The following is a 23297-nucleotide window of genomic DNA, read 5'->3' as shown; positions in this document are numbered from 1 at the left end:
TCAGGACGGGTTCTTCTTGGTCGGCTTGTCCGGGTCCACAGGTTCCAGGCCCTCTTCGATGGCCTTGATCAACAGAGCCATGAACCTCGTGTAGAACCGGGCCATCCGGATGAAGCCGGTGCCGAACCACAGTCCGGGCTGTGCCGATCGGCGCCATGTGTTCGCGTACTCGTTGTCGGCGGCCCGGCCGTACGCCTTGTCGATCTTGGCTGCCGCCGTGCCGAGCGAGGGCCGGATGTGGTTCCAGAACTGTTCGTAGCCGGTGGCGAAGACGATGAGCTCGACCTTCAGCTCCGAGCCGTCGCTGAACACCGCCGTCGTCCCGTCCTTCACTTCGGCCAACTCCACGCCCTGCTTCAGGTGGACCTTGCCGTCGGCGATGAGCGAGGAGGCGCCGATGTCGATCTGGTAGCTGTCCCGTCCGGACATGTGGCTGCCGATGATGCCGGTGCCGTCCGGCCCCCACTCGAACTTGAAGCCGCGGGCCGCGAGCCGGTCGAGGAGGTCCTTGTCGGCCTCCGCAGCCAGCTTGACCAGCTTCTTGTTGATCTCGTCCGATCTCAGGTTGGGCGTGGCGTAGGCGATCTGGTCCGCGAACTCGGGAGGGAAGACCGCGTCTTCCGTGAAGTGGCCGGACCAGTACTTGTGGTAGGAGTCGAACGTGACGACGTAGGTCGCGCTGCGCTGCAGCATGGTGACGTCGGCGCCGTGCTCGTACAGGTCATGGACGATCTCGTGGCCGCTGACGCCGGCGCCGACCACGAGCGCCTTCTTGCCGGGGAAGTCGGCGCCGCCCTGGAACTCGTCGGAGTGCGCCACGACGCCCCGGAACGACTCGATCCCCTTGATCGCGGGAATCTTCGGCGATCCGAACAGGCCGCCGGCGACGACGAAGTGCCGCGGGTGCAGGGTGCGTATCGAGCCGTCCTCACGACGCACGTGGATCGTCCACCGTTCGGCGTCCTCGTCGTAGTGCCCGTTGAGGAACGTCGTGCTCATCCACACGTTGAGGTCGAGCAGCGTCGCGTACGACTCCAGGAAGTCCGCCCACTTGTCCTTGGGCGTGTGGGACGTCCAGGTCGGGGGCAGCGGGATGTAGGGCATGTGGTCGCCCCACACCGTGCTGTGCAGTGCGAGCGAGGCATAGCGCTTGCGCCACGCGTCGCCGATACGGACCTCACGGTCGATCACCAGCGTCGGCACGTCGAGCGCGCCGAGGCGCGCGGCGATGGCCAGACCGTTGTGCCCGGCGCCGAGGATGAGCACGGCGGGGTCGCCGTCATCGAACGCCGCCTCCTTGCGGCGCTCGCTGGTCCACCGGGGACGGTCCGGGACGATGCCGTAGGTCTTGCCGTCCTTGCGCCTGTGGCCGGTCTGCTCCGGGTGCTCCTTCAGGCTGATGACCTGGGTCTGCACCGTCGCTGCTGCGAATCGCCGGGCGCCGGGGACGAGCGACACGTAGCCCCGGTCGATCCGGTCCCTGGTGGTGAAGTCGAAGAACGCGTGGACGCGGCCGTCGGCGGCGACGGGAGGCTGCTGGGCGTTGACGGCGAGCCCGTCGAGATCGGCGGCCTTCGCGAGGTCGAACAGCCGGGAGACCAGCGAGTCGCGGCCGATGCTGTGCGTGAAGTCCCAGCTGAACGCCATGAAGTCGCGCCAGGTCGCGTCGTCGGTGAAGAGCTCCTCCAGCGCCGACGCGGATCCGCTCTCCAGCGCTGCAGTGAGATCGGCGATCCATTGCGCGGCCAGTCGGGCGGCGTCCTGGGCGGTGAGCTCCATGACCAGGCTGTCCAAAGTGTCTGTCATCGTCTTCGTTCTTCTTTCAGTGCGTTGCGGAATCGACGACCACTGGTGGCGGTGTCTTGAAGTCGCGGACAGCCGCGCGACCGGTGTACAGGCCCCAAACGCCTGCGACCGCCAGCGTTGCCCCGGCGCCGCCGTAGACCATGCCGGCCGGACTTGCCATGACGTTGCCTGCTGCGTAGAGTCCCGTGATCACATCGCCGTCCACATCGAGGACACGGCCGTCTCGATCCGTGCGAGGCCCGCCCTTCGTGCCCAGCGCGGAGATCGCGACCTCGACCCCGTAGAACGGCGCGTTCTCGAGCGGCCCCAGCGTCGCGCGCGCCGAGCCGGGATCCTCGGCCTGCCCGGCTCCCGGGTAGCGGTCGTACGCGCTCTGTCCGCGGGCGAAGTCGGGGTCGACTCCGGCGCGGGCGTTCTTGTTGAACCGGTCGACGGTCGTACGGAACTCGGCAGCGGGGATGCCGAAGGCGTCGGCGAGTTCGTCGAGTGTCGCCGCGCGCTGCACCCAGCTCGGCATCTCGCCGCCGGGCGCCAGACCGAACGCTCCGAACCGGTCGACCACTGACTGGTCGAAGACCATGAACGCCGGCACGTTGAGGTAGTCGAGCCGTGATTCGTCCAGGCGGTGGAAGGCACCGCCGAGCGCGTTGTAGTTGGCGGCCTCGTTCGCGAAGCGGCGGCCGTACCGGTTGACCATGATGGAGCCCGGCAGCGCGCGCTCGCGAGCGGACAACAGGCCGTTGCGCCCGCCGTCGCGCCGGACCCCGGGGTAGCCGACGACCGGCGACCACCAGGCTTCGCGCATGTTGCCGAGCTGAGCGCCGATCCGCATCGCCATCCGCAGCCCGTCGCCGGAGTCCGTCGGTGCCCCGATGGGCCGGGTGAGCGGTCCCCGGAGGAAGTCGCGGACCAGGTCGGGGTCGTATTCGAAGCCGCCGGTGGCGAGGATGACCGCGCCCGCGGTCACGAATCGCACGCCGTCAGGGTTCTGGATCTCGACCCCTGTCACGACGCCGTCTTCGGTCAGCAGCCTGACCCCTTGGGAATTCGTGGTGATCTGCACCCCGTGCTTCAAGCAGGCTTGGAGCAATCCGCCGATCAGTGCCCGGCCGAGTCCCTCCAGCTGCGCCTTCTCGCGTTCGGCGAGCAGTTCCGGCTCCACCGAACCGGTCCCGCCGCCCAAGGGCGTCTCGGCGATCAGCATCCGCCGGATGTCTCCCGCTATGCGATCGGACCAGTCCTCGAGTCCTGCGAACGAGACGAGTGCGGGCTCGATCGACCGGCCTCCGCCGGGCATTCCACCCGGGTGTTCCGGGTGGTAGTCCGGGTAGCCGTGGACGACTTGGAGACGTATCTCCGAGTGCTCGTTCAGGAAGTCGACAAGCTGCGGCCCGCCATCGACGAGAGCCTCGGCGAGTTCCGGCAGGATCATCCCGTTCGACAGGCTCGCGAGGTATTCCAGCCCGCGCTCGCGCGAGTCCTCGATCCCGGCCTCGCGGGCGGGCTGGTTGTTCGGGATCCAGATCGTCCCGCCGGACAGCGCGGTGGTGCCGCCCAGCAGCTCGGCCTTCTCGAAGACCGCGACCCGCGCGCCCTCCACCGCCGCCGCGAGGGCCGCGGTCAGCCCGGCCGCCCCTGATCCGAGGACTACCACGTCGTATGTCTGTCGCATTGCACACCCTTGGCGCGAGAAAGGGGATTCGTGAGGTCGCTGTCCCGTCTGGCGCGACGGGGAACAAGCATTGACGGTGCCGATACTGCACCATAGTGTGCTAATAATGCACCACCGCTCCGGCAGCGTACCCGCGCGACTGGTGGGTGGCAAGACTGCCGCGGTGTTTCCGGCTCGGCTCGATGTGATGACCCTCAGGGGGATGTACTGCATGCCCATCGCTTTGTGTACGACGTCTCATTCGCCGCTCATCGGCCTTCACGATCCGGAGCCGGGGGTGCGCGCCGAGGTCGACGAGGTGCTCGGCCGGGCCCGCGCGTTCGTCGCCGAGTTCGATCCCGACCTGGTCGTGCTGTTCGCGCCAGACCACTACAACGGGTTCCTGTACGACCTGATGCCGCCGTTCTGCATCGGTGCGGCGGCCACCTCGGTCGGCGACTACGGCCTGCCGGCGGGTCCGCTCGACGTGGACCGGGACGCTGCGCTCGGCATTGCGCGGAGTGTGCTGCGCGCCGGCATCGACGTCGCCGTCTCGGAAGACATGCAGGTCGATCACGGAGTAGTGCAGCCGCTGACCTTCCTGTTCCCGGCACTCACCGCTGTTCCCGTCGTGCCGGTCTTCATCAACTGCGTCGCGGATCCGCTGGGCCCGGCCGTCCGAGCGCGCCTCCTGGGCGGCGCAGTCGGGGACGCGCTGCGCGGGACGGAGCGCCGCGTCCTCGTCGTCGGCTCCGGCGGTCTGTCCCACGACCCGCCGGTTCCGCGACTGAGCGAGGCGCCGCCAGAGGTCGTCGAGCGGCTCAAGCACGGCCGGAACCCTTCGCGCGAGCAGCGTGCGCGGCGCGAGAGCGGCACCGTTGCCGCGGCACGCGAGTTCACGCAGGGGCGAGGGGGCTTCCGTCCGTTGAATCCCGAGTGGGATGCCCTGGTGCTCCGTTCCCTCGCGGCCGGCGACTTCGCGGCCGTGGACGAACAGCCCAACGAGTGGTTCGTCAAGGAGGGCGGCCACTCGGCGCACGAGGTGCGGACGTGGATCGCGGCCTACGCAGCGCTGGCTTCGCAGGGGCACTACGAGGTCCTTTCGACCTACTACCGGGCCATCCCCGAGTGGTTCGCCGGCTTCGCGACGACGACGGCGGTGCCGAGGTGAGTCCGGCCGGATCGCCTCTGGAGTACGCATGATGGTAATGCTATTCTCCGAATCGAGATGAGCATTCTCGATCTGTGGAGCCGAGGGCGACGAGATGACGACGGAACAGCTCGACGGAGAGGTCAGGGCGCTGATAGCAGCCGAGCGACCCGATGGCCGACGCTCGTACCGTGTCGTTCAGTGGGCCACCGGAAACATCGGCGGCCGTGCGTTGCGTGCCGTCATCCAGCACCCGGACATGGTCTTGGCCGGGGTGTACGTCCACTCGCCGGAGAAGGCAGGACGCGACGCGGGCGAGTTGTGCGGGCTCGACGACATCGGCGTGACCGCGACCCGGGACATCGACGAGATCGTGGCGCTCGGCGCCGACTGCGTCATCTACGCGCCGTTGGCCACAGACCTCGACGAACTCTGCCTCCTGCTGGCGTCGGGCGCGAACGTCGTCACGACCCGGACTGACTTCCACCGTGCGGGCAGCCTCGATCCGGAGATCCGTGCCCGGGTCGAGGAGGCGTGCCGGCGCGGCGGTACCTCCATCCACAGCACCGGCAGCAGCCCCGGTTTCGTCACGGAGGCCCTGCCGCTGGTGCTGACGTCGATTCAGCGGACGCTCGACGGACTGACGATCGAGGAGTCCGCTGATCTTTCGCATCGCGACTCCCCGGACCTGCTGTTCGAGGTCATGGGGTTCGGAAGGCCTCCAGCGGAGTACAACGAGCGGCGGGTCTCGGCCCTCCAGGACAGCTTCGGTCCGTCGCTGCATCTTGTCGCCGACGCACTTTCGATACGACTCGATTCGATCCAGTCGATCGGTGAGGTCGCGACAGCGCGTCGCCGCGTGCAGATCGCCGCCGGAACCTTGGAACCGGGAACCGTGGCAGCGCAACGCGTCACGGTGTCGGGTCTGCAAGACGGTCGGCCTGTCCTGCGCTTCCGTGCCACCTGGTACTGCACGGCCGACCTCGAACCGGCGTGGACGGTCCACGCCACCGGCTGGCACATCTCGGTCGACGGCGACGCGCCGCTCGACGTGGACATCCGGTTCGCGGTGCCGCTCGAACGGATCGCCGCGGTGTCGCCCTCGTATACGGCGAACCGCGCCGTCAACGCTGTTCCCTTCGTCTGCGAGGCGTCACCGGGAATCCGATCGACCGTCGATCTTCCTCCCATCGTCGCGATGCTCGGGACCTGACACAGCGACGCAGGTACTCATTTCCACCTGTCTGCCAAAGGAGACGGTGCACAGTGACCAGAGATTTCATCGTGTCTGCCGACGGCCACATCCTTGAGCCGATGGACCTCTTCCGGACCCGGCTTCCGAAGCACCTGCGGGAGCGTGGCGTCTGGGAGGAGGAGTTCGAGATCGAGCCGCTCGTCGAGGGCGGCCCGCGACACTTCCGCAAGCTGCACACACCCGGGTACGAGGGCTGGACGATCTCGCGCTACCGCGAGACGACCGGCCGCATCCCCGAAGGCGACCCGGAGATGATCCTCGAGGACATGTCCGAGGACGGCGTCGACGCCAGCCTGATGCACCCCAACCTGTCGCTGTTCGGCTTGTACTCCGACGACCACGAGCTGTCGATGGCGCATGCCCGGGTCTACAACGACTATCTGGCGGAGCGGTTCCTGCCGTACGCGTCGAGAATCCGCCCGACCTGCCCGATCCCGATCACCGACGTCGACGAGGCGGTCGCCGAGATCGAGCGGGTCGCACGGGCCGGCTTCCGGGCGATCCTGCTGCCGGCGATCCCGCCGAAGCCGTACTGGTCCCCGGAGTTCGACCCGGTCTGGGCGGCGGCCCAGGCCCACGGCACGCACGTGTTCTTCCACGTCGCGACCGGCGGCGTGAAGGTCAACGACCCGAAGTCCTCGACGATGCGCACCGTCGTGGAGATGAGCAAGAAGGTCAACCGTCCGATGGACGGCCGGGGGGCTGCGGAGCGGATGTACGAGCAGGGTGTCCTGGGCGTGATGGTGCCGCAGCGCATCATCGCGGACCTGGTCGGCGGGGGAGTCCCCGAGCGCTTCCCGGACCTGCACTTCAGCCTGATCGAGTTCGGGGCCCACTGGCTGGCCTCGCTGATGGGCTCCGTGGACAAGGCCTGGTCGGTCGGCATCGGCCAGGACGCGGAGTGGTGGCTGGGGATGTGGGACGACGAGCGCCCGGCCACAGCGGCCGGCCAGGACGCGATGGCCCGCCTGTTCCTGCTCAACGACAAGTGGCCGTACCCGCTGAAGCCCAGCGAGTACGTCCAGCGCCAGTTCCATGTCTCGTTCCAGGACGATCCGACTGCCGTGGCCTGCAGGAACATCACAGGGCTGTCGACGATCGTCTGGGGGAACGACTACCCGCACGCGGAAGGCACGTTCCGGCGCAGCCAGGAGCTGATCGCCACGCAGTTCGCCGCCGTGCCCGACGAGGAGCGAGCGGCCATTGTCGGCGGCACCCTCGGCGGAATCCTCGGCTTCGAAGCTCCAGCCGTTGTGTGACGCGCAGGTGGTCACGATGACGTGACCGGTTGCCCGTTCATGATGGTCGATCGGACAAGTCCCGCATCGAGGCAAGCCAGTGCCTCGCTCAGCGGCGTGTGCAGAAGAACCAGGTCGGCCGATGCGCCGACGCGGACGCCTGGTCCTTTTCCGCCGGGATTCGCGGCGGGGGAGAGGTATGCGTGCAGCGACTCGGCCGCAGTGAGGCACTCGGCACGGCTCAGCGTTTCCCCGGCGGGAGTCAGCCGCAGTGTCGCGGCCCGCATGACCGACCACGGGTCAAGGGGACCGTAGGGGGCATCGCTGGACAGGGCCAGCGGAACCCGCGCCGCGCTGAGCGAGGCACACCGATAGAGGTCTCCGTGGTCTGCGCGAGGCACGTCGCGCAGGTAGTCGTCGCCTCGATCGGCGATGAAGCCCGGTTGAGTGACCACGCGCAGGCCGCGTCGACGGATCGCCGGGATCAGCTCGGCGGGGACGAGCGCGGCGTGCTCCAGCCGGTCTCCTGGGAGGGAACCGGCTTGTTCGAAGGCGGCGATCAGGAGGATAAGGGATTCGCGGGTGACGGTGTGCACTGCTACAGGACGTCCATTGTCGTGGGCTGCGGTGATGGTGTCGACCAGCTCGTCGAAGGCCGGCAGGCCGGAATCGGCGAGCACGATCTTCCAGGGGCCGGCGGTCGGTCCGTGCTCGGGCGGAGGGGCGGTGTCGAGTGGCATGCCGAGCAGCTGCACGCGTTGGGGGATGTCGCTGGATGCCATTGCCTCAGCGATCGCGCTTACCGTCTCAGGCGACAGGTCCGGCGTGGCGTCGGTGACCGCTGTGACTCCGTAGCCGGCGAGCAGATGTCCGACCTGAGCGAGGGATGGCGGCTCCGAGTGCGGCAGACGCCAGCGGAGCCAGTCGTCGGCGCGCCAGAGCCGCCCGGTCGCGTGGCCCTCGCCGTCTCGTTCGATGCCAGGGTGATCCGCTGTTTCCAGTCCGACGGCTTCGGCTGCGCGCGAGTTGAGCATCCACAGCGCGCCGCTGCGGTGTTGGATACGCACTGGAACGTTGTCGCGCAGGGCGTCGAGTCGTGCGCTGTCCAGGTCTCCTGCGACGGACTCGTGGTAGCGAACGCCTCGGACCCAGCCGGCGTAATCGGGCGTTGCTTCGCGCAGCGTCTCAGCCAGCTGCGCGGGCGTGCGAGCCTGGGACGGACTGCAAGCTGCGGAGGCGAGGTCGCCGGCGGTGGCGAAGAGGTGGATGTGGTGATCCGTCAGGCCCGGGAGCAACGCTCCGCCGGCCGCGTCGAGCACGTCGTCGTCTCCGGCGGGCCGCAGACGGTCGCCGATCTCGACGACGAGGCCGTGCCTGGTCCGGACGTCGCAGCGCGTCCCCTCGACCTCGGCATCGCGGATCAGCAGGCTGCTCACGGGACACTGATCCCGAGTCGGTTCAGGACCGCGGCGGTGTCGCTGCCTGACGGCGATGCCTCGCACGTCGGAGTTCGAGCCGTGGGCAGCTCGATGGGGACGCCATCCAGGTCGGCCCCGTCGATGCCGTCGACGAGCGTGGCAGCCACGACATCGGCCATCGCGACGTCCCAGAGGACTCCGCCGCCGTCGGTCGGCTCGGAAAACACCAGTGCAGCGGCTGCGAGCCCGGTCAACGGATCGGCGATTGCGTCCCCGCAGAAGACGGGAATACCCGTGGCGTCCTGCGCGACCAGGCCGGTCACGGCGGCCACGTCGTCGCCGAAGCCGACACGCTGCGACGACCGGCCGGCAGCGGTGATCGACGCCCAGACGCACCCCCGCGCGACCTCGGCCGCGGCGTCGAGGCCGAACCTGGCCAGCGCCCTGGGTCGTGAGGACTCGATGACGAAATCGGCTCGCCGCACCAGGGCTTGGAGGGCTGCGCGTCCCGCCGCATCGTCCGGATCCAGGACGACCGAGCGGTGGCCGCCGTGCAGCAAGTCGTAGAAGGCCGGGTTGCCGTGTCGGGCGCCGTCCGGCCGGGCCGGTGTCTCAACCTTCACCACTTCGGCTCCTGCCAGCCCGAGCAGGTTCGCGCAGAGCGGCCCGGCCCACAGCGCGCTGAAATCCACCACCAGCGACCCTTCCACCGACCTCGGACGCCCGAGCGGGGCCAGCTGGGCGCCGCGCGGGGCTTCCGTACGCACGGAGCCACCCGCCAGCCCGATCAGCTCCACTCGTTCGTCCAGCTCGCCACCGGTGTGCGAGGCCAGCCACGCTTCGAGGCGCTCGGGGAACCGGTCGTCGAGCTCCTGGCCGATCAGGGCGCTCCAGAGCAGCGGATCGTCCGTTCTGGCGACGGAGACCGCAGCCCAGCCGTCCAGCGTCGGCAGCAGCCGGCAGCTTCCCCCGACCGACGTCGAGCCCCGGCGCGTGCCACCGGTCAACGCGGCGCGCTCCGCGAGCAACCGCGCGCCGTCGACGAGCACAGGATGGCGACTGCCGCGGGTCGCCGCCGCGATGTGGTCGGCCATGCGCGCAGCCCACGAGGCGGCGCTCCCAGGGGGCATCATCGGTGATCCGCTACGGTGTCCCGTCAGAGGCAGCACCCCGCTGCGTGCCCAGTCACGAGCCGTGTCGGTCATGCTCAGATGCTAGGTGAGGACGATGCCGAAACCTACAGCCCTTTCCATCGGCGACCTCGCGGGCGGGGCGGCGGACATCGAGGCGCTCGCCGAGGACGGCTCGATCGTGGATCCTCTGATGATCGTGGAGCTCGACCGCGGCGGTGTCTCGGAGACCGAGTTGAGCCGGGCCGTGGAACGCGCGCGGGGATGCGACCGGGTCCTGATCGGGACGACGAACGGCGTAGTCTCCGATGCCTTGGTTTCCTTGGCCGAAGCGCTGGACCTGACGTTGGCACATGGTTCTGGAGGACTGCGCTGTGCCGTGGAGGCCGCTGATCCCGAATCCGAAGCGATGGCGCTGCGACGCAATGCCGAGGTAGCCCCGCAAGCGGCGCTCGTCTTGGCCCAGGTTCTCCGCATCGGCGAGTCCCTGCCCGTACGCCAAGCCCTCGACGTCGAATCGCTTGCTTACTCCACCCTCCTTGCGGGTCCCGGATTCGCCCGATGGCTGGCCGCACGCGGCGAGCGCCCCGAGCCTCCTTCCCGACCCGGCGAGACAGTGATCATCCGTAGGTATGGCGGGACGCTGCATCTCACCCTCAACCGCCCCGAACGCCGCAACGCTCACTCCCGGGACCTGCGCGACGCACTGGTGGCGGGGCTGCGGGTTGCCGAGCTCGACGACAGCGTCGCCGCTGTTGTGCTGGACGGCAACGGGCCGTCGTTCTGCTCCGGAGGCGACCTCGACGAGTTCGGCACCGCCCTGGACCTGACCACGGCGCATCTGGTCCGGACCCGAGCCGGCGCGGCCAGGCCCCTACACGCGCTGCGCGACCGCCTTACGGCCCGCATCCACGGACACTGCGTGGGCGCGGGTATCGAACTGCCGGCGTTCGCCGGGCGGGTCGTCGCGGATCCGGGCACCGTCATGCGGCTGCCCGAGCTGGAGATGGGGCTCATCCCAGGCGCCGGCGGCACGGTGAGCTTCCCGCGCCGGATCGGGCGGTGGCGCACCGCGTACATGGTGCTCAGCGGGGAACCGGTGTCGGCCGCGTTCGCCCTCGCGTGGGGACTGGTCGATGGCATTGAGCCTGTGATCCCGGAGCCGTGACGTAGGAAGACCTCATCCTGGGCATAGGTCTGCTCTCTAGAGGCTCTGTTGCTTGAAGGCTGCGGGAGCCTCAGGCTCATCCGCCTGTAGAGCCAGTGCGGTTAGTGCCTGCTTCCGCGGTCGGCGTGCTTTGTAGACCGGCATGGATCCAGGGCGGTGGCGTTGGTATCGCTGCGCGTGCCGTTGGAAAACGAACTGGATCCGCTGGCTTGTTACGAAACCTCCGAGGGAACCGGACTGTGTCGACTTCGTGACCTGCAAAGACAACGCAGCAAAGAATCAGGCTTGGCATTTGCCCAGTTGGGCGCGTAGTGTCACCAACGGCTGGGAGAGTCGTGTCTTCAGCCAGACACCCGTCTCATAGAGGCGGGTTTTTTGCTGTCAGCAACCTGAACGGGCCCCGATGCGCACGTGCGCATCGGGGCCCGTTCAGGTTTCCGGAGAGGACGGTGCCCCGTGGCGCCTGCGGTAGTGGCCGTGCCTGTGGCCGTAGCGGTTGTTGTGATCGTCGCACTCTTGGTGTACGGAAGGATTGCAAGCCTTGTTGTGCGCCGAGCACGCGAGGAGGACATGGCCAAGATCCTGGCCGTCAGCGGCAAGACCATGATCGGACTGCTTCGAATCCTCGGAGTGGCTTCTCTGCAGCGTGCCGAGGACTCGCAGGAGTTGCCTTCGGCGCAGACGCCAGCTGGGCAGCCCCCCGTGCAGGAGCGGGAGAGGTAGCGCGGTGGTGCGGCGCAAGATATACGGGCCGGACTGGGACCCTGTCGGACGCTTTGCCGGCGACGATGTTCTGGGGACGGCCATGCGCGAGGTTCTCAAACCGTTTGAGCGGCGGGTGCTGCTGGACTACCTGCATGAAGCTCCCCCGGAGCAGATTGGCAGGCACCACGGTTTAACCGCCCGCCAGATCGAGCAACTGATCGCAGGCATCCTCGATCGGCTTCGCGGCTCCAAGTATGGGGACCGCTTGCGCCAAGAGCTGCAAGGTTTCGGTCCGCAGCACAGCCCCGAGGTGTGGTCGGCGGTCGACAACGTACCGGTGCACCGTTGCCTCCGGGTCGGGTGCGATTCACCCCCGTTCCTTCAGAAGGCAACAGGTCATCCGCGGCTTTACTGCAGCTCTCGTTGCCGACAGGCCGCATATCGGCAACGCCGGGACGCGGGCGCCGTGCTGACGCAACCTGCATCAGCGCAGCCCAAAGAAGATCGTCAGCCGGTGACGTACTTGCACCGTGCCTACGCCGACGTTCCAATCGATTTCCCGACGCCCCGCCCCGAACGGCCGACTGCCGCCGAAGTCACCGATCGCATGGCCGAGTGGTTGGCCTCGCGAGGCATCCGGGTCGTCGAGGCAGACTTTGTGATCCTGCCATCGGGACGCAAGCCGCGAGCGACTTTGCGAAACGCTCGTCAGGAGCTCCTTGGCGCGCTTGTCAAGTATCAGCAACGTCGGCAGGCAGAGATACAGCCGAGGCAGCCCGTAGAGCCTTTGCCGTGAGGACGACGGCGTGAGCACGCCGGTCCCGAGGTCATGCGCCGTCCCGGGACCGGGCCGTCAGTCAGGCGCGGCCGATCTCCTGCTCGGCCTTCGCCCACAGCCACTGCGCGTAGCTGTGCAGGCCCTCACCCATCGTGCGATCCATCTTCCCGTTCAGGGACCGTACATAGCCGCCCTCAAGAAGCGCCGCGAGCCGGAAGCAGGCCAGGACCTGGAACCACCCGAACTCAGAGACGTCCCGGCCGGTCAGCTGGGCGTAGTGGTCGACCAGTTCGGCGCGGCCGGGCATGCCGTTCCACGGTTGCAACTGCGGCTCGCTGCCGGGTGGGTCTCCCTCCTCGCGCCACGCCGTGAGGATCCAGGCGAGGTCCAGAAGCGGGTCGCCGAGCGCGGCCATCTCCCAGTCCACGATGCCGGCCAGCCGGGGCTCGTCGTGGTCGAACATCACGTTCGCGAACTGGAAGTCGCCGTGGACGATGCCGATGTGGGCCGTCTTCGGGGCGTGGGACTGGAGCCATTCGCCGACCGGCTCGACGAGCGGCGACTCCGCGAACAGATAGTGCTCGTTCTCGCGGTATGCGTGCAGCATCCTGAGGTACCGAGGTGTCTGGCGCCCGATCCAGTCCTCGGTCTTGCTCAGGTCGCTGAGTCCGACCTCGGCAGGGTCCACCGCGGCCAGTTTCGCGGCCCCGGCGACGAGCTCGAACGCCACCGTGCGCCGCCAGGCCGGATCGGTGCCGTAGGTACCCGGCAGCTGCCCCTTCGGGGTGAAGCCGACGATCTTCTCGAGGATCGAGAACGGCGCTCCGATGACGGTGTCATCGGAACAGCTCGCGTACAGGCGCGGATGCGGCACCGCGGTCCCGGACAACGCGCTGAGCACCCGGCTTTCGCGGGCGAAGGCGGCCGCCGTGTCCTCGCGGATATGCCGCCCTGGCCGGCGCAGCACGAGTTCGGTGCCGTCGGCGCGGCGAAGCGTGAACAGCAGGTTCTGCGCGCCTCCGGTCAGCGGAGTGAGAGACTCGACCGGGCCGCTGCCCGGCACGTCGGCGAGTCCCGGCCAGGCGTTGAGCCGGACGAGATCGACGATCGGCCGGGCGGGCTCAGTTTTCGGGGCGCTCACCGTGCTTCCTCCAGCTTCCCCAGGAAGACGGCGTACTTCTCACGGGCCGCAGCGAGTCGAGTGGGGATGTGCTCAGAGCCGAACAGCACGTCTTCGGCCGGCTGCGCGTTCTTGACCAGGGCGCGCGCCACGACGTCCTTGTGGACCTCGGTCGGCCCGTCGGCGACGCCGAGCACCGGACCCGACTGCCACATCCGGGCCAGCGGCAGTTCGTTCGACATACCGAGCGCACCGTGCAGATGCATCGCCTTGTAGATGACGTCGACCAGGGTCCCCGGGGTGGCAGCCTTGACAGCCGAGATGTGCAGGCGCGCTGTTTTGGCATGCTCGCGATCGCCGGTGCGCTTGGCCAGGTCGAGCTGCCAGGCGGCGTGCAGCACCTGAAGGCGGAACTGTTCGATCAGGATCCACATGTCGGCCAGCGACTGCCGGACCGCCTGCTGGTCGGCCAGTCCGCCGCCGCGGGTCTTCCGCGTGGCGACGCGCTCGACCGTCATCTCCAGGGCCCGCTTGCACATGCCGACCGAGCGCATCGCGTGGTGCAGCCGGCCGCCGCCGAGCCGCGTCTGGGCGATGGCGAAACCCGTCCCGGGCTCCCCGAGCAGATGGTCCAGGGGGATGCGGCAGTCGGTGAACCGCAGGTAGCCGTGGGCGCCTTCGCCGAACGGCTCGTTGGCCATGCCGGTTCCACGCAGCATCTCCATTCCCGGGGTGCCCGCCGGGATGATGAACATCGACGAGCCCTGATGCACGGGGACGTCGGGATCGGTGATCACCATCGCGATGACGAACGAGGCCAGCGGATAGTTGGAGGCGAACCACTTCTCGCCGTCGATGACCCACTCGTCGCCGTCGCGGACCGCCCGGCAGGTGAAGTCGTTCGGGCTGGCACCGCCGGTCGGCTCGGTCATCGCATACGTGGACACGATGCGGCCGTCCAGGAGCGGCTCCAGGTACTTCGCGCGCTGCTCCTCGGTCGCGTAGTGCGCCAGGATCTCGGCGTTGCCGGAGTCGGGTGCCTGGGTGCCGAACACCATCGGAGCCCACGAGGTCCGTCCGAGGATCTCGTTGAGCAGGGCGAGCTCGACCTGCCCCATGCCCATCCCGCCGAGCTCGGGCGGCAGGTGCGCCGCCCACAGGCCCTGTGCCTTGACCTGGGCCTGGAGCGGTCGGACGACCTCCCGGAAGACATCGCTGTCGCGGTCATAGGGGTCGGCGTTGCCTGGATAGAGCAGTTCCAGCGGCTCGATCTCGTCGTGGACGAACGAGGACACCCAGTCGAGCTTGGCCTGGAATTCGGCGTCGGTGCTGAAATCCCACATGAGCTTCCTTCTTCTGCAGGTCGGTGGTGGTTAGCGCGGTGACCCGTGGTAGACCTTGCCGCCCTTCATCACGAACCGGACGTCGGCCATGACCGAGATGTCTTCGAGCGGGTCGCCCGGGACGGCGATGAGGTCCGCGAGCAGACCGTCGGCGAGGCGGCCGCGGTCGTCGACACCGAGCAGCTCGGCGGCATCGACGGTCGCGGCCCGGAGAACGTGGAGCGGTGCCATGCCGCGTTCCACGAGGGCGATGAGTTCCTGCGCGTTGCGGCCGTGCGGGATCGCCGGCGCGTCGGTGCCGACCGCGATCTTGACGCCGGCCGCGGCCGCGCGGCTGACGACGGTCCGGGCCGCCGGGAAGATCTCCGCGGCCTTGGCCTGGAGCTCGGGCGCGGCGTGGGAGGTGTCCATCCCGTCGATCAGGGCGGTCGTCGGGACCAAGAAGGTGCCGCGGGCCGCCATCAGCGCGATGGTCTCGTCGTCGAGCAGGAACCCGTGCTCGATACAGTCGATCCCGGCCTCGACGGCTGATCTGACGGCGCCCGCCCCGTGCGTGTGCGCCGCGACCTTGAGACCACGCCGGTGCGCCTCGTCGACGATGGCCCGGAGCTCTTCGTCCGAGTAGTGCTGGGCGCCCGCGACCCCGGTGTGCGACATCACGCCGCCCGAGGCGCACACCTTGATCAGGCGTGCCCCGTGCTTGATCTGGTACCGGACCGCCTTGCGTACCTCGTCGACTCCGTTGGCGATGCCCTCCTCCAGCGTGAGGGACATGACCCCGGGGGCGAAGGCCGCGAACATCGTCGGATCCAGATGCCCGCCGGTCGGGGTGATCGCGTGACCGGCAGGGACGACGCGTGGACCGTCGATCCATCCGGCGTCGATCGCCTTGGCCAGAGCGACGTCGAGCAGGTAGCCGCCGGTCTTCACGAACAGGCCGAGATTCCGGACCGTCGTGAATCCCGCACGCAGGGTCCTGCGGGCGTTGCCCACGGCACGCAGCATCCGCAGCGGTGGATCGTCCTGGACGGGGGAGAGGTGGGCCGTCTCGCCCCGCCCTCCCATCAGGAGATTGACCTCCATGTCCATCAGGCCGGGCAGCAGCGTGACGTCGCCCAGGTCGATCAGCTCGCCGACCTCGCCGCCTCCGACACCGCCAGGGCCGGCCGAGGTGCGCACGATCCGTTCACCGTCGACAACGACGAAACCCGGCGCGCGCACCTCACCGGTCTCGACGTGCAAGACCCGGGCAGCCTTGAGAGTGATCACGTCTCACACCCGCGGTTCGACGATCAGGTCGAGATAGGCGGCGCCGGAGTCCGGGACGCGGGGCTGCTTCCAGACCTCGACCGGGAACGACACCATCACCAGCGAGAACATCAGCTGTAGGAGCCGGCCCTCCGGTTCGGGCAGGTCGTTGAGATCGAACACGTCCAGATGCGCCATGGCGGCCTCGAGCAGCGGGAACGCCGCGTCGTAGAACGCCTGCATCTCGGGCATCGAGCTGGCCAGCCGCTTTGCGTAGCGTTCCGGCTCGGTGGCCAGGATCCATTCGCTGTAGGGCTCGAGGGCCGCGAATTCACTGGGCAGCAGCATCGGCGTGCTCCTTGACGTAGTCCCCGACGGCCTTGTGCAGGTGGCGCAGCAGCAGTTCCTGGTCGTTGAGGGGGAAGTCGGTGACGACGCGGCCCTTGAGCATCGATTGGGTGGCCTCCAGCGTGTTCGCGTCCTGGAGCGCGTACTCCTTGAAGGTCACCGCCGCGAGCTCCTGGGCCAGGCGCGCGCCGGCGGTCTTGGCGGGCACGAAGTAGAGGTTCGCCTCGAAGATGTGCCGGTCGACCGCTGTCGGCCAGTAGTGATAGGTGAGATACCAGCCCGGCGCCCAGAACAGCAGCGTGAGGTTGGGGAAGAACTCGAACGAGTCGGTGCCCCACGACTTGTGCCGGGCCGGATTGATCGCGGGCGGGAGAGGGTCCAGGCCGTCGATGTCGGGCCGGTCCCAGGGCCCGAACAGGCCGCTGCGCAGGACCCGCTCGATCGGCTTGACCATCGAGGGGTCCTTCGGCGGGGCCATCCCGCCCCAGGAGGAGATCATCGAATGCGGGCTGTCCAGCTGGTAGTGCAGCGCCTCGAAGCCGATCGCGAGGAGCTTCTCGGCTTCCTCCTTGGTGGCCTGCTTCTGGTGCAGCACCGGTGCGTGGTAGAACTCGGCGAAGGCATCGATGAACAGCTTCCAGTTGCTGCCGATCTCCGCTCGGTAGGAGAAGACCTCGGTCATCTCGTGGAACGGATAACCCTCCAGTCCCTTGGCCAGCTCTCCCAGGTACTCCGTGAGCGGGGCGGCGTTCGGGTCCAGGTTGATGAAGATGAACCCTTCCCAGATCTCGCAGCGCACCCCCTTGAGCCCGTAGTCGCCCTTGTCGAGATCGAAGAACTCGTCTTCCTGCTGGATGAAGGTCAGTCCGCCCGAGAGGTCGTACCGCCAGGCGTGGTACTTGCACGTGAACTGCCGGCAGGTCCCTGAGACCTCCGCGCCGGGGAAGTCGTTCCACACCAGCTTGTTGCCGCGGTGGCGGCACACGTTGTGGAACGCGCGGATCTCCTTGTCCTTGCCCCGGACGATGATCAGCGAGGTGTTCGCGACCGGCAGCTCCTTGGTGAAGTAGCTGCCGGTCCGAGGCACGCGCTCGACCCGGCCGACGTTCAGCCAGGTCCGTTTGAAGACGGCTTCCCGCTCGGCTTCGTAGTAGGCCGGGTCGACGGAGTCGGTGTAGTCCACAGGGCCCGTGCCCAGGTCGGGATACTGCTCCGTCCAGCTTCCCGCGGCCGGTTTGGCGAAGTGTGCCATGACCTGTCTCCTCAGTCGTGGGTGTCGAAGTCCTCGTCGGACACACCGGGTTCGAGTTCCACCTCGAAGCTGTTGAACGCCATGGCCAGCAAGGCATACGCGCCGACCGTGAAGACGAAGTCCATGATCTGGCGGTCGTCCAGCTCGGCGGCGAGTTCGGCGTAGGTCTGGTCTGACAGCTTGGAATCGGTGTCCAACTCGTCGACAGCCCGGTTCACCAGGGTGGTCGGGTCCTCCCAGGCCTGGGCGAGCTCTTCGTCGGTGACGCCCGCCTTACGTGCGATCAGCAGGTGCTGGGCCCACTCGTAACGGCAGCGCCGCCGCCAAGCGACCCGCAGGATGGCCAGCTCGCGCGTCCGGGCCGGCAGAGACGACTCGAACAGGTACTTGCTGAAGGTCAGGAAGGACTTCGCCAACTCCGGATGCCGGGCGAACAGTCCCAGGACGTTGTTCTGCGGTAGCCGGCGTCCGGGCGCCAGGACCGACAGAGCGGCGGTGTCCCACTCGTCGTAGGGGAGTGGAGTGACCCGGCGGACCTGGTTGACGTCACTCATGTGTTCCGGCCTCCGTTCACGCCGAGGATCTGCCCGGTGATGTATCCGGCTTCCTCGGAGACGAGAAATGCGCATGCGGCAGCGATGTCCTCGGGTCGGCCGATCCGGCGGACCGGCGTGGTGGCGATGTGCTCTTCGACCCCTTTGCCGAGCAGTTCGCGGGCTTCGGCGCGACGCAGCATCGGCGTGTCGATGAATCCGGGCGGCACCGCGTTGACGGTGATCCCGGCCGGGCCGAGTTCCAGGGCCAGGGCCTTGGTCAGGCCGTTGACCGCGGCCTTGGACGCCACGTAGTGCGCCATGAACGGCTGGCCCGATTGCGCGCTGGAGGACGAGATGTTGACGATCCGTCCCCAACCGGCCTCGACCATGTCGGGCAGGGCGGCCTGGACGCAGTGGAAGACGCCGTTGAGGTTGACGTCGATCACTCGCTGCCAGGACTCGAAGCTCAGGTTCGCGAAGCGCTTGAACCCGTCCATGCCGGCCGCGTTGACCAGGACGCTGATCGGGCCCAGTTGCTCGCGGACCGCTGTCAGCGCCGCGTCCACCTGCGAACGGTCGGTGACGTCGGCGGCGTAGGAGAAGGGGGTGTCGGCGGGCTTGAGGTCGAGTGTGGCGACCTGGTGCCCGTCCGCGGTCAGCCGCTCGGCGATCGCCCGGCCGATCCCCGAGCCGCCGCCGGTGACGACGGCGGTCTTCATACGAGCACCTCGTCGCCGACGATCGTGGTCCGGTGCAGGTTGCGCTCGGACGACGGGTCGTAGGGGAGCGCACGGTGCAGAATCCCGGTGTTGTCCCACATCACCAGGTCACCGATCTGCCAGTCGTGGGTGTAGCGGAAACGGTCCTGGGTGGACCAGGTGAGCAGCCGGTCCAGCAGGGCTCTGCTGTCGGCGGGTTCTATTCCGACGATGTGGTCGGCGGTCGCGCCGATCACGAGCGAGCGGCGTCCGTCGCGGCGCTTCCAGACCAGCGGCGCCTCGTGCGAGCCCTGGGTGCGCCAGGCGGCGAGCTGCTTCTCGGTCGGCTCGGGGTACAAGAGGCGCTGCGCTGCCTCGAAGCTGTGCACCACGCGCAGGTTCTCGCAGAACTCGCGGTCGGTCTCCGGCAGGTTCTCGTAAGCCGCGTAGGTGCTGGCGAACTCAGTGCCGCCGCCGAGCATCGCCACGTGCCGGGCCGTCAGGACGGTCGCCTTGATCGGGGTGTCGTCCGTCATGCCGTCGAGGTGCCAGTGGAAGGTGCCCTTGAGGTACTCGGCCGCCGGGTTCACGGACGGGTCGAGTGAGACTTCGAAGATCCCGCTGCCGCGGAAGGTCACGATCTCGCCCAGAACCCGGCTGAACGCCAGTTGCCTTTCGTCATCCAAGTGTGCGCCCCGGACCAGGAGCACCCCGCGCCACTTCAGCGCTTCCACGCACTGGCTGATCAGAGCCTCGTCGAGCAGATCGGCGCCGTCCGCGACCACGACGCCCATGCTGGGGGTGAGCGCTCTCGTCTCGATCATGAAAACCTCCGTTCCGTTTGGCGAGAAGAGTATTCTCACGAGGTTTCCGTGGGAAGCCCTTGCGATGATCTCTTGATTTGTCCGTTTATGGACCGTCGATCCAGGAGGGATGCTCGGGACCCCGCCACCGGCGAGCTGATCGCCGGCTCACACCGGGCCGTGATGTTCTCGAAATCGGATGGTTGCTTTCCGCTCTACGAGAATGTAGTTTCCGACACATCCGAGCGAGGAGAGAAGATGCGGTTCGAGGACAAGGTGGCGATCGTCACCGGGGCCGGCCAGGGGATCGGCGAGGGTTACGCCCGGGCACTGGCTGCCGAAGGCGCGCGGGTGGTGGTCGCCGATATCAACGTGGAAGAGGGCGAGCGCGTAGCCAAGGAGATCGGCGACGCGGCGCGGTTCGTGAAGGTGGACGTCGGCGACCCGGCCTCGGCCGAAGCGATGGCGGCTTCCGCCCTGAGCGCGTTCGGCCGGATCGACTACCTGGTCAACAACGCCGCCATCTTCCAGAACATGCGGCGCGAAGGCCTGGCCACGGTCGATCTGGAGTATCTGAACAAGTTCCTGCAGGTGAACCTGATGGGGGCGCTGTACTGCACCCGCGCGGTGGTTCCGCACATGACGTCCGGCGCGGCGATCGTCAACCAGTCGTCCACCGCCGCATGGATGGCCTCCGGCTACTACGGACTGGCCAAGGCCGGGATCAACCACCTGACCGCCTCGCTGGCCGCCGAGCTCGGCGACCGCGGCATCCGCGTCAACGGCGTAGCGCCGGGCCCCACCGACACGCCGGCCACCCGCGACATCATGCCGGAGGAGTACAAGGCCTCGATGACGCGGACGCTGGCCATCAAGCGGATGGGTACCCCCGAGGACCTGGCTCCCATGGTGCTGTTCCTCCTCTCGGACGACGCCCGCTGGCTCACCGGCCAGGTGGTCAGCGTCGACGGCGGTCAGCTGGTGCGGCTGTGAAGCGCCTGCTCATCGGTGGCGAACTCCTCGACGCTCCGGCGACCTTCGCCTCCTACAACCCCGCCACCGGCCAGGAGCTCGGTCAGGCCCCGGACGCCAGCCTCGCGCAGGCCGAAGCCGCCGTCGCGGCCGCCCGCCGGGCCTTCGACACGACCGACTGGTCGACGGACGTCGAACTCCGCGTCCGGTGCCTGGAGCAACTAAGCCAGGCGCTGGCCGACCATGTCGAGGAGCTGCGCGACCTCACCATCGCCGAGGTCGGGGCACCCCGGATGCTCACGCATGGCCCGCAGCTCGACGACCCGGTCAAACTGCCCGGCTACTACGCCGGAGTGCTGCGGGACTTCCCGCTGAGCGAGGACCTCGGCGAAATCGAGATCAGAGGCCAGCGACACCGGCGCTGGGTGGAGCGGGAGGCCGCAGGCGTCGTCGCCGCGATCATCCCCTACAACTACCCGAACCAGCTCGCGCTGGCCAAGCTGGCTCCGGCGCTCGCCGCCGGCTGCACCGTCGTGCTCAAGGGCGCCCCGGACACCCCTTTGACCACGCTGGCGCTGGGTGAACTGATCGCCAAGCACACCGACATCCCGCCGGGTGTGGTCAACGTACTGACGTCCTCGGACGCCGCCATCGGCGAGCTGCTCACCACGCACCCCGACGTGGACATGATCAGCTTCACCGGGTCCACGGCCACCGGCCGGCGGATCGCCGAGGCGGCGGCGGGCACGGTGAAGCGGGTCTTCACCGAACTCGGCGGCAAGTCGGCGATGATCCTGCTCGATGACGCCGACTTCACCTCGGCCTCGATGTTCGCGGCGTTTACCATCTGCTCGCACTCCGGGCAGGGTTGTGCGCTGACCTCGCGGCTGCTCGTGCCGGCCGCGCGGCACGACGAGATCGTCGACCTGGTGGCCGCCAACCTCGCCCGGGTGACCTACGGCGACCCGAACGAGATGACGACCTTCATGGGGCCGCTGATCTCCGAGCGGCAGCGCGACAAGGTGGACGGCATGGTCCAGCGGGCCGTCGCGGAGGGCGCGACCCTCGTGGCGGGCGGCAAGCGGATCGACCCCGGCTTCTTCTACACGCCGACCCTGCTCACGAACGTCGATCCGGACAGTGAGATCGCGCAGGACGAAGTGTTCGGCCCGGTCCTGGTGGTCATCCCGTATCAGGACGACGACGACGCGGTGCGCATCGCCAACGGCACGATCTTCGGTCTGTCCGGTGCGGTGTACAGCCGCGACGCCGACCGCGCGATCGCGGTCGCCCGGCGGATCCGTAGTGGCACCTTCAGCATCAACGGCGGCAACTACTTCGGCGCCGACGTGCCGTTCGGCGGCTACAAGCAGTCCGGCGTCGGGCGGGAGAGCGGAGTCGCCGGGTTCGAGGAGTTCCTGCAGACCAAGTCGTTCGGGATGGCCGTCGCATGAGGCCGCTAGAGGGCATCAGGGTCCTCGAGGTCGCAATGTACGGCTTCGTCCCCTCGGCCGGCGCCGTGCTGGCCGAGTGGGGGGCGGACGTCGTCAAGGTCGAGCACGCCGTCACCGGTGATCCGCAGCGCGGCCTCAGGCAGACCGGCGCGTATCGCGTCGAGGGCGACCCGAACCCCAATGTCGAGCACGCCAACCGGGGCAAGCGCAGCATCGGCCTCGATCTGGCGAACCCCGAGGGCAAGGAAGTCCTGGACGAGCTGATCCGGCGCGCCGACGTCTTCCTGACCAGCTTCCTGCCCGCTCCGCGCCGCAAGCTCGGGATCGATGTGGACGACGTCCGCAAGGTGAACCCGCGCATCGTGTACGCGCGGGGGAGCGCCCTGGGGCCGCGCGGACTGGAGTCCGAGAAGGGCGGCTACGACATGACGGCGTTCTGGTCCCGCGCCGGCACCGCCGCAAGCATCACACCGCCCGGTGTCGAAGGTTTGATTCCTCCGCCTTCGCCGGCCTACGGCGACACCATCTCGGGGACGAACCTGGCCGGCGGCATCGCGGCTGCGCTGCTCCAGCGCGAGCGCACCGGCGAGCCGTCGATCGTGGACGTCTCGCTGCTCGGCAGCGGGCTGTGGGCGATGGGGCACGCGATCGCGTTGTCCATGCATCTCGATCAGGCCTGGGTAGCCCCCGCGCTGGGTGCCCACGGCTCGCCCACGAACCCCCTCTCCGGTCTGTACCGGACGTCGGACGACTGCTATCTGTCCTTCGTCATGCTGCAGCCGGCCAGGTTCTGGGCCGATGTGTGCCGACACATCGACCGTCCGGAGCTTGCCGAAGACCCCAGGTTCGTCGGCAGCGAGCAGATCGCGGCGAACACCGCCGAAGCCGTCAAGATCCTGCGCGAGGTGATCGCCACCCGCACACTCGCGGACTGGACTGAGCGTTTCGCGACGCTGGCCGGCCCCTGGGCACCGGTCCAGAACTCACTGCAGGTCGCCCAAGACGCGCAGATCCAGGCGAACGGCTACCTGATCCGGGCCGGTGAGCTCGACCTGGTCGCCGGCCCCGTGCAGTTCGACGTGAGCACGGCCGAGACCGGGCCCGCGCCGGAGTTCGCCGCCCAGACCGAGGAGATCCTCGGGGAGCTCGGCTTGGACTGGGACCGCATCATCGCCCTGAAAGCGGCGGGAGCAGTCACGTAAGGACGGGAACGTAGGCCCACGA

At 68.4% G+C, this 23297-nt stretch carries 21 protein-coding genes; 9 read left to right on the top strand and 12 right to left on the bottom strand.

The annotated features are described in order from the left end of the window. A complete protein-coding gene (locus GWK61_RS00750; RefSeq protein ID WP_194903796.1) occupies window positions 1-1806 on the bottom strand; it encodes a flavin-containing monooxygenase in 1806 nt (601 codons plus the stop codon). A gap of 16 nt (window positions 1807-1822) precedes the next feature. Further along, the gene (locus GWK61_RS00745; RefSeq protein WP_194903794.1) at window positions 1823-3478 is read right to left on the bottom strand and encodes an FAD-dependent oxidoreductase; all 1656 of its coding nucleotides are present in this window, start codon (window positions 3476-3478) and stop codon (window positions 1823-1825) included. Between the two features lie 211 nt (window positions 3479-3689). On the opposite strand from GWK61_RS00745, the gene GWK61_RS00740 reads away from it, so the two are divergent. The 3 genes from GWK61_RS00740 to GWK61_RS00730 all read left to right on the top strand — a co-directional run bounded on the left by GWK61_RS00740 (window position 3690) and on the right by GWK61_RS00730 (window position 7121). Further along, the gene (locus tag GWK61_RS00740) at window positions 3690-4628 is read left to right on the top strand and encodes a 3-carboxyethylcatechol 2,3-dioxygenase (RefSeq protein ID WP_194903792.1); all 939 of its coding nucleotides are present in this window, start codon (window positions 3690-3692) and stop codon (window positions 4626-4628) included. Between the two features lie 94 nt (window positions 4629-4722). Next, the gene (locus tag GWK61_RS00735; RefSeq protein WP_194903790.1) at window positions 4723-5820 is read left to right on the top strand and encodes an NAD(P)H-dependent amine dehydrogenase family protein; all 1098 of its coding nucleotides are present in this window, start codon (window positions 4723-4725) and stop codon (window positions 5818-5820) included. Between the two features lie 53 nt (window positions 5821-5873). Beyond that, window positions 5874-7121, top strand: coding sequence for an amidohydrolase family protein (locus GWK61_RS00730; RefSeq protein ID WP_194903788.1), 1248 nt, complete (start codon window positions 5874-5876; stop codon window positions 7119-7121). A gap of 11 nt (window positions 7122-7132) precedes the next feature. On the opposite strand, the gene GWK61_RS00725 is transcribed toward GWK61_RS00730, so the two are convergent. Continuing rightward, a complete protein-coding gene (locus tag GWK61_RS00725) occupies window positions 7133-8536 on the bottom strand; it encodes an amidohydrolase family protein (protein WP_194903785.1) in 1404 nt (467 codons plus the stop codon). Then, window positions 8533-9723: a CoA transferase gene (locus tag GWK61_RS00720; protein WP_194903783.1), complete on the bottom strand. Its 1191-nt coding sequence runs from the start codon at window positions 9721-9723 to the stop codon at window positions 8533-8535. Before GWK61_RS00720 ends, GWK61_RS00725 begins: the two co-directional genes overlap by 4 nt. A gap of 22 nt (window positions 9724-9745) precedes the next feature. On the opposite strand from GWK61_RS00720, the gene GWK61_RS00715 reads away from it, so the two are divergent. The 3 genes from GWK61_RS00715 (at window position 9746) to GWK61_RS00705 (ending at window position 12317) form a co-directional block, all read left to right on the top strand. Beyond that, complete coding sequence (locus tag GWK61_RS00715; protein WP_194903781.1) at window positions 9746-10816, top strand: enoyl-CoA hydratase/isomerase family protein; 1071 nt, start codon at window positions 9746-9748, stop codon at window positions 10814-10816. Window positions 10817-11362: 546 nt separating this feature from the next. Beyond that, on the top strand, window positions 11363-11539 hold the full coding sequence (locus GWK61_RS00710; RefSeq protein WP_194903779.1) for a hypothetical protein: 177 nt from the start codon (window positions 11363-11365) through the stop codon (window positions 11537-11539). A 4-nt stretch (window positions 11540-11543) separates the two neighbouring features. Continuing rightward, window positions 11544-12317 carry a hypothetical protein gene (locus GWK61_RS00705; RefSeq protein WP_194903777.1) on the top strand — a complete coding sequence of 258 codons (774 nt, stop codon included), beginning with the start codon at window positions 11544-11546 and terminating at the stop codon, window positions 12315-12317. Window positions 12318-12378: 61 nt separating this feature from the next. On the opposite strand, the gene GWK61_RS00700 is transcribed toward GWK61_RS00705, so the two are convergent. From GWK61_RS00700 to GWK61_RS00665, 8 genes are read right to left on the bottom strand one after another with little or no spacing between them, the layout of a single operon-like run. Further along, window positions 12379-13440: a phosphotransferase family protein gene (locus GWK61_RS00700; RefSeq protein WP_194903775.1), complete on the bottom strand. Its 1062-nt coding sequence runs from the start codon at window positions 13438-13440 to the stop codon at window positions 12379-12381. Continuing rightward, window positions 13437-14762, bottom strand: a complete 1326-nt coding sequence (locus GWK61_RS00695) for an acyl-CoA dehydrogenase family protein (protein WP_194903773.1) — start codon at window positions 14760-14762, stop codon at window positions 13437-13439. The genes GWK61_RS00700 and GWK61_RS00695 overlap by 4 nt, the downstream gene beginning before the upstream one ends. Window positions 14763-14792: 30 nt before the next feature. Continuing rightward, on the bottom strand, window positions 14793-16031 hold the full coding sequence (locus tag GWK61_RS00690; RefSeq protein ID WP_194903770.1) for a metal-dependent hydrolase family protein: 1239 nt from the start codon (window positions 16029-16031) through the stop codon (window positions 14793-14795). A gap of 3 nt (window positions 16032-16034) precedes the next feature. Continuing rightward, complete coding sequence (locus GWK61_RS00685; protein WP_194903768.1) at window positions 16035-16358, bottom strand: hypothetical protein; 324 nt, start codon at window positions 16356-16358, stop codon at window positions 16035-16037. After that, window positions 16342-17610 carry an aromatic ring-hydroxylating oxygenase subunit alpha gene (locus GWK61_RS00680; protein WP_194903766.1) on the bottom strand — a complete coding sequence of 423 codons (1269 nt, stop codon included), beginning with the start codon at window positions 17608-17610 and terminating at the stop codon, window positions 16342-16344. Before GWK61_RS00680 ends, GWK61_RS00685 begins: the two co-directional genes overlap by 17 nt. Window positions 17611-17621: 11 nt before the next feature. Beyond that, window positions 17622-18164, bottom strand: coding sequence for a carboxymuconolactone decarboxylase family protein (locus tag GWK61_RS00675; protein WP_194903764.1), 543 nt, complete (start codon window positions 18162-18164; stop codon window positions 17622-17624). Next, window positions 18161-18865 (bottom strand): SDR family NAD(P)-dependent oxidoreductase, encoded by a 705-nt coding sequence (locus tag GWK61_RS00670; protein WP_194903763.1) that lies wholly within the window; start codon window positions 18863-18865, stop codon window positions 18161-18163. Before GWK61_RS00670 ends, GWK61_RS00675 begins: the two co-directional genes overlap by 4 nt. After that, window positions 18862-19668: a TauD/TfdA dioxygenase family protein gene (locus tag GWK61_RS00665; RefSeq protein ID WP_194903762.1), complete on the bottom strand. Its 807-nt coding sequence runs from the start codon at window positions 19666-19668 to the stop codon at window positions 18862-18864. The genes GWK61_RS00670 and GWK61_RS00665 overlap by 4 nt, the downstream gene beginning before the upstream one ends. Before the next feature lie 237 nt (window positions 19669-19905). Here GWK61_RS00665 and GWK61_RS00660 point away from each other — a divergent pair, with 237 nt between their 5' ends. Genes GWK61_RS00660 through GWK61_RS00650 form a run of 3 tightly spaced genes read left to right on the top strand, consistent with a single transcriptional unit; the run spans window position 19906 to window position 23275 of the window. After that, entirely contained in the window at window positions 19906-20640 is a 735-nt protein-coding gene (locus GWK61_RS00660; protein ID WP_194903761.1) for an SDR family oxidoreductase, read from the top strand. Beyond that, window positions 20586-22073: an aldehyde dehydrogenase family protein gene (locus GWK61_RS00655; protein ID WP_369125539.1), complete on the top strand. Its 1488-nt coding sequence runs from the start codon at window positions 20586-20588 to the stop codon at window positions 22071-22073. Before GWK61_RS00660 ends, GWK61_RS00655 begins: the two co-directional genes overlap by 55 nt. Next, the gene (locus GWK61_RS00650; RefSeq protein WP_194903759.1) at window positions 22070-23275 is read left to right on the top strand and encodes a CaiB/BaiF CoA transferase family protein; all 1206 of its coding nucleotides are present in this window, start codon (window positions 22070-22072) and stop codon (window positions 23273-23275) included. The genes GWK61_RS00655 and GWK61_RS00650 overlap by 4 nt, the downstream gene beginning before the upstream one ends. The last annotated feature ends 22 nt before the right edge of the window (window positions 23276-23297 follow it).

Source organism: Catenulispora rubra (assembly GCF_015356825.1).
GTDB lineage: Bacteria > Actinomycetota > Actinomycetes > Streptomycetales > Catenulisporaceae > Catenulispora > Catenulispora rubra.
This window is presented reverse-complemented; position numbering and strand designations above follow the sequence as displayed.

Coding starts and splice junctions, on each gene's coding strand:
- GWK61_RS00670 (WP_194903763.1), bottom strand. CDS start 18,865: ATGAAGACCGCCGTCGTCACCGGCGGCGGCTCGGGGATCGGCCGGGCG.
- GWK61_RS00675 (WP_194903764.1), bottom strand. CDS start 18,164: ATGAGTGACGTCAACCAGGTCCGCCGGGTCACTCCACTCCCCTACGAC.
- GWK61_RS00650 (WP_194903759.1), top strand. CDS start 22,070: ATGAGGCCGCTAGAGGGCATCAGGGTCCTCGAGGTCGCAATGTACGGC.
- GWK61_RS00680 (WP_194903766.1), bottom strand. CDS start 17,610: ATGGCACACTTCGCCAAACCGGCCGCGGGAAGCTGGACGGAGCAGTAT.
- GWK61_RS00720 (WP_194903783.1), bottom strand. CDS start 9,723: ATGACCGACACGGCTCGTGACTGGGCACGCAGCGGGGTGCTGCCTCTG.
- GWK61_RS00750 (WP_194903796.1), bottom strand. CDS start 1,806: ATGACAGACACTTTGGACAGCCTGGTCATGGAGCTCACCGCCCAGGAC.
- GWK61_RS00715 (WP_194903781.1), top strand. CDS start 9,746: ATGCCGAAACCTACAGCCCTTTCCATCGGCGACCTCGCGGGCGGGGCG.
- GWK61_RS00665 (WP_194903762.1), bottom strand. CDS start 19,668: ATGATCGAGACGAGAGCGCTCACCCCCAGCATGGGCGTCGTGGTCGCG.
- GWK61_RS00735 (WP_194903790.1), top strand. CDS start 4,723: ATGACGACGGAACAGCTCGACGGAGAGGTCAGGGCGCTGATAGCAGCC.
- GWK61_RS00685 (WP_194903768.1), bottom strand. CDS start 16,358: ATGCTGCTGCCCAGTGAATTCGCGGCCCTCGAGCCCTACAGCGAATGG.
- GWK61_RS00695 (WP_194903773.1), bottom strand. CDS start 14,762: ATGTGGGATTTCAGCACCGACGCCGAATTCCAGGCCAAGCTCGACTGG.
- GWK61_RS00740 (WP_194903792.1), top strand. CDS start 3,690: ATGCCCATCGCTTTGTGTACGACGTCTCATTCGCCGCTCATCGGCCTT.
- GWK61_RS00745 (WP_194903794.1), bottom strand. CDS start 3,478: ATGCGACAGACATACGACGTGGTAGTCCTCGGATCAGGGGCGGCCGGG.
- GWK61_RS00660 (WP_194903761.1), top strand. CDS start 19,906: ATGCGGTTCGAGGACAAGGTGGCGATCGTCACCGGGGCCGGCCAGGGG.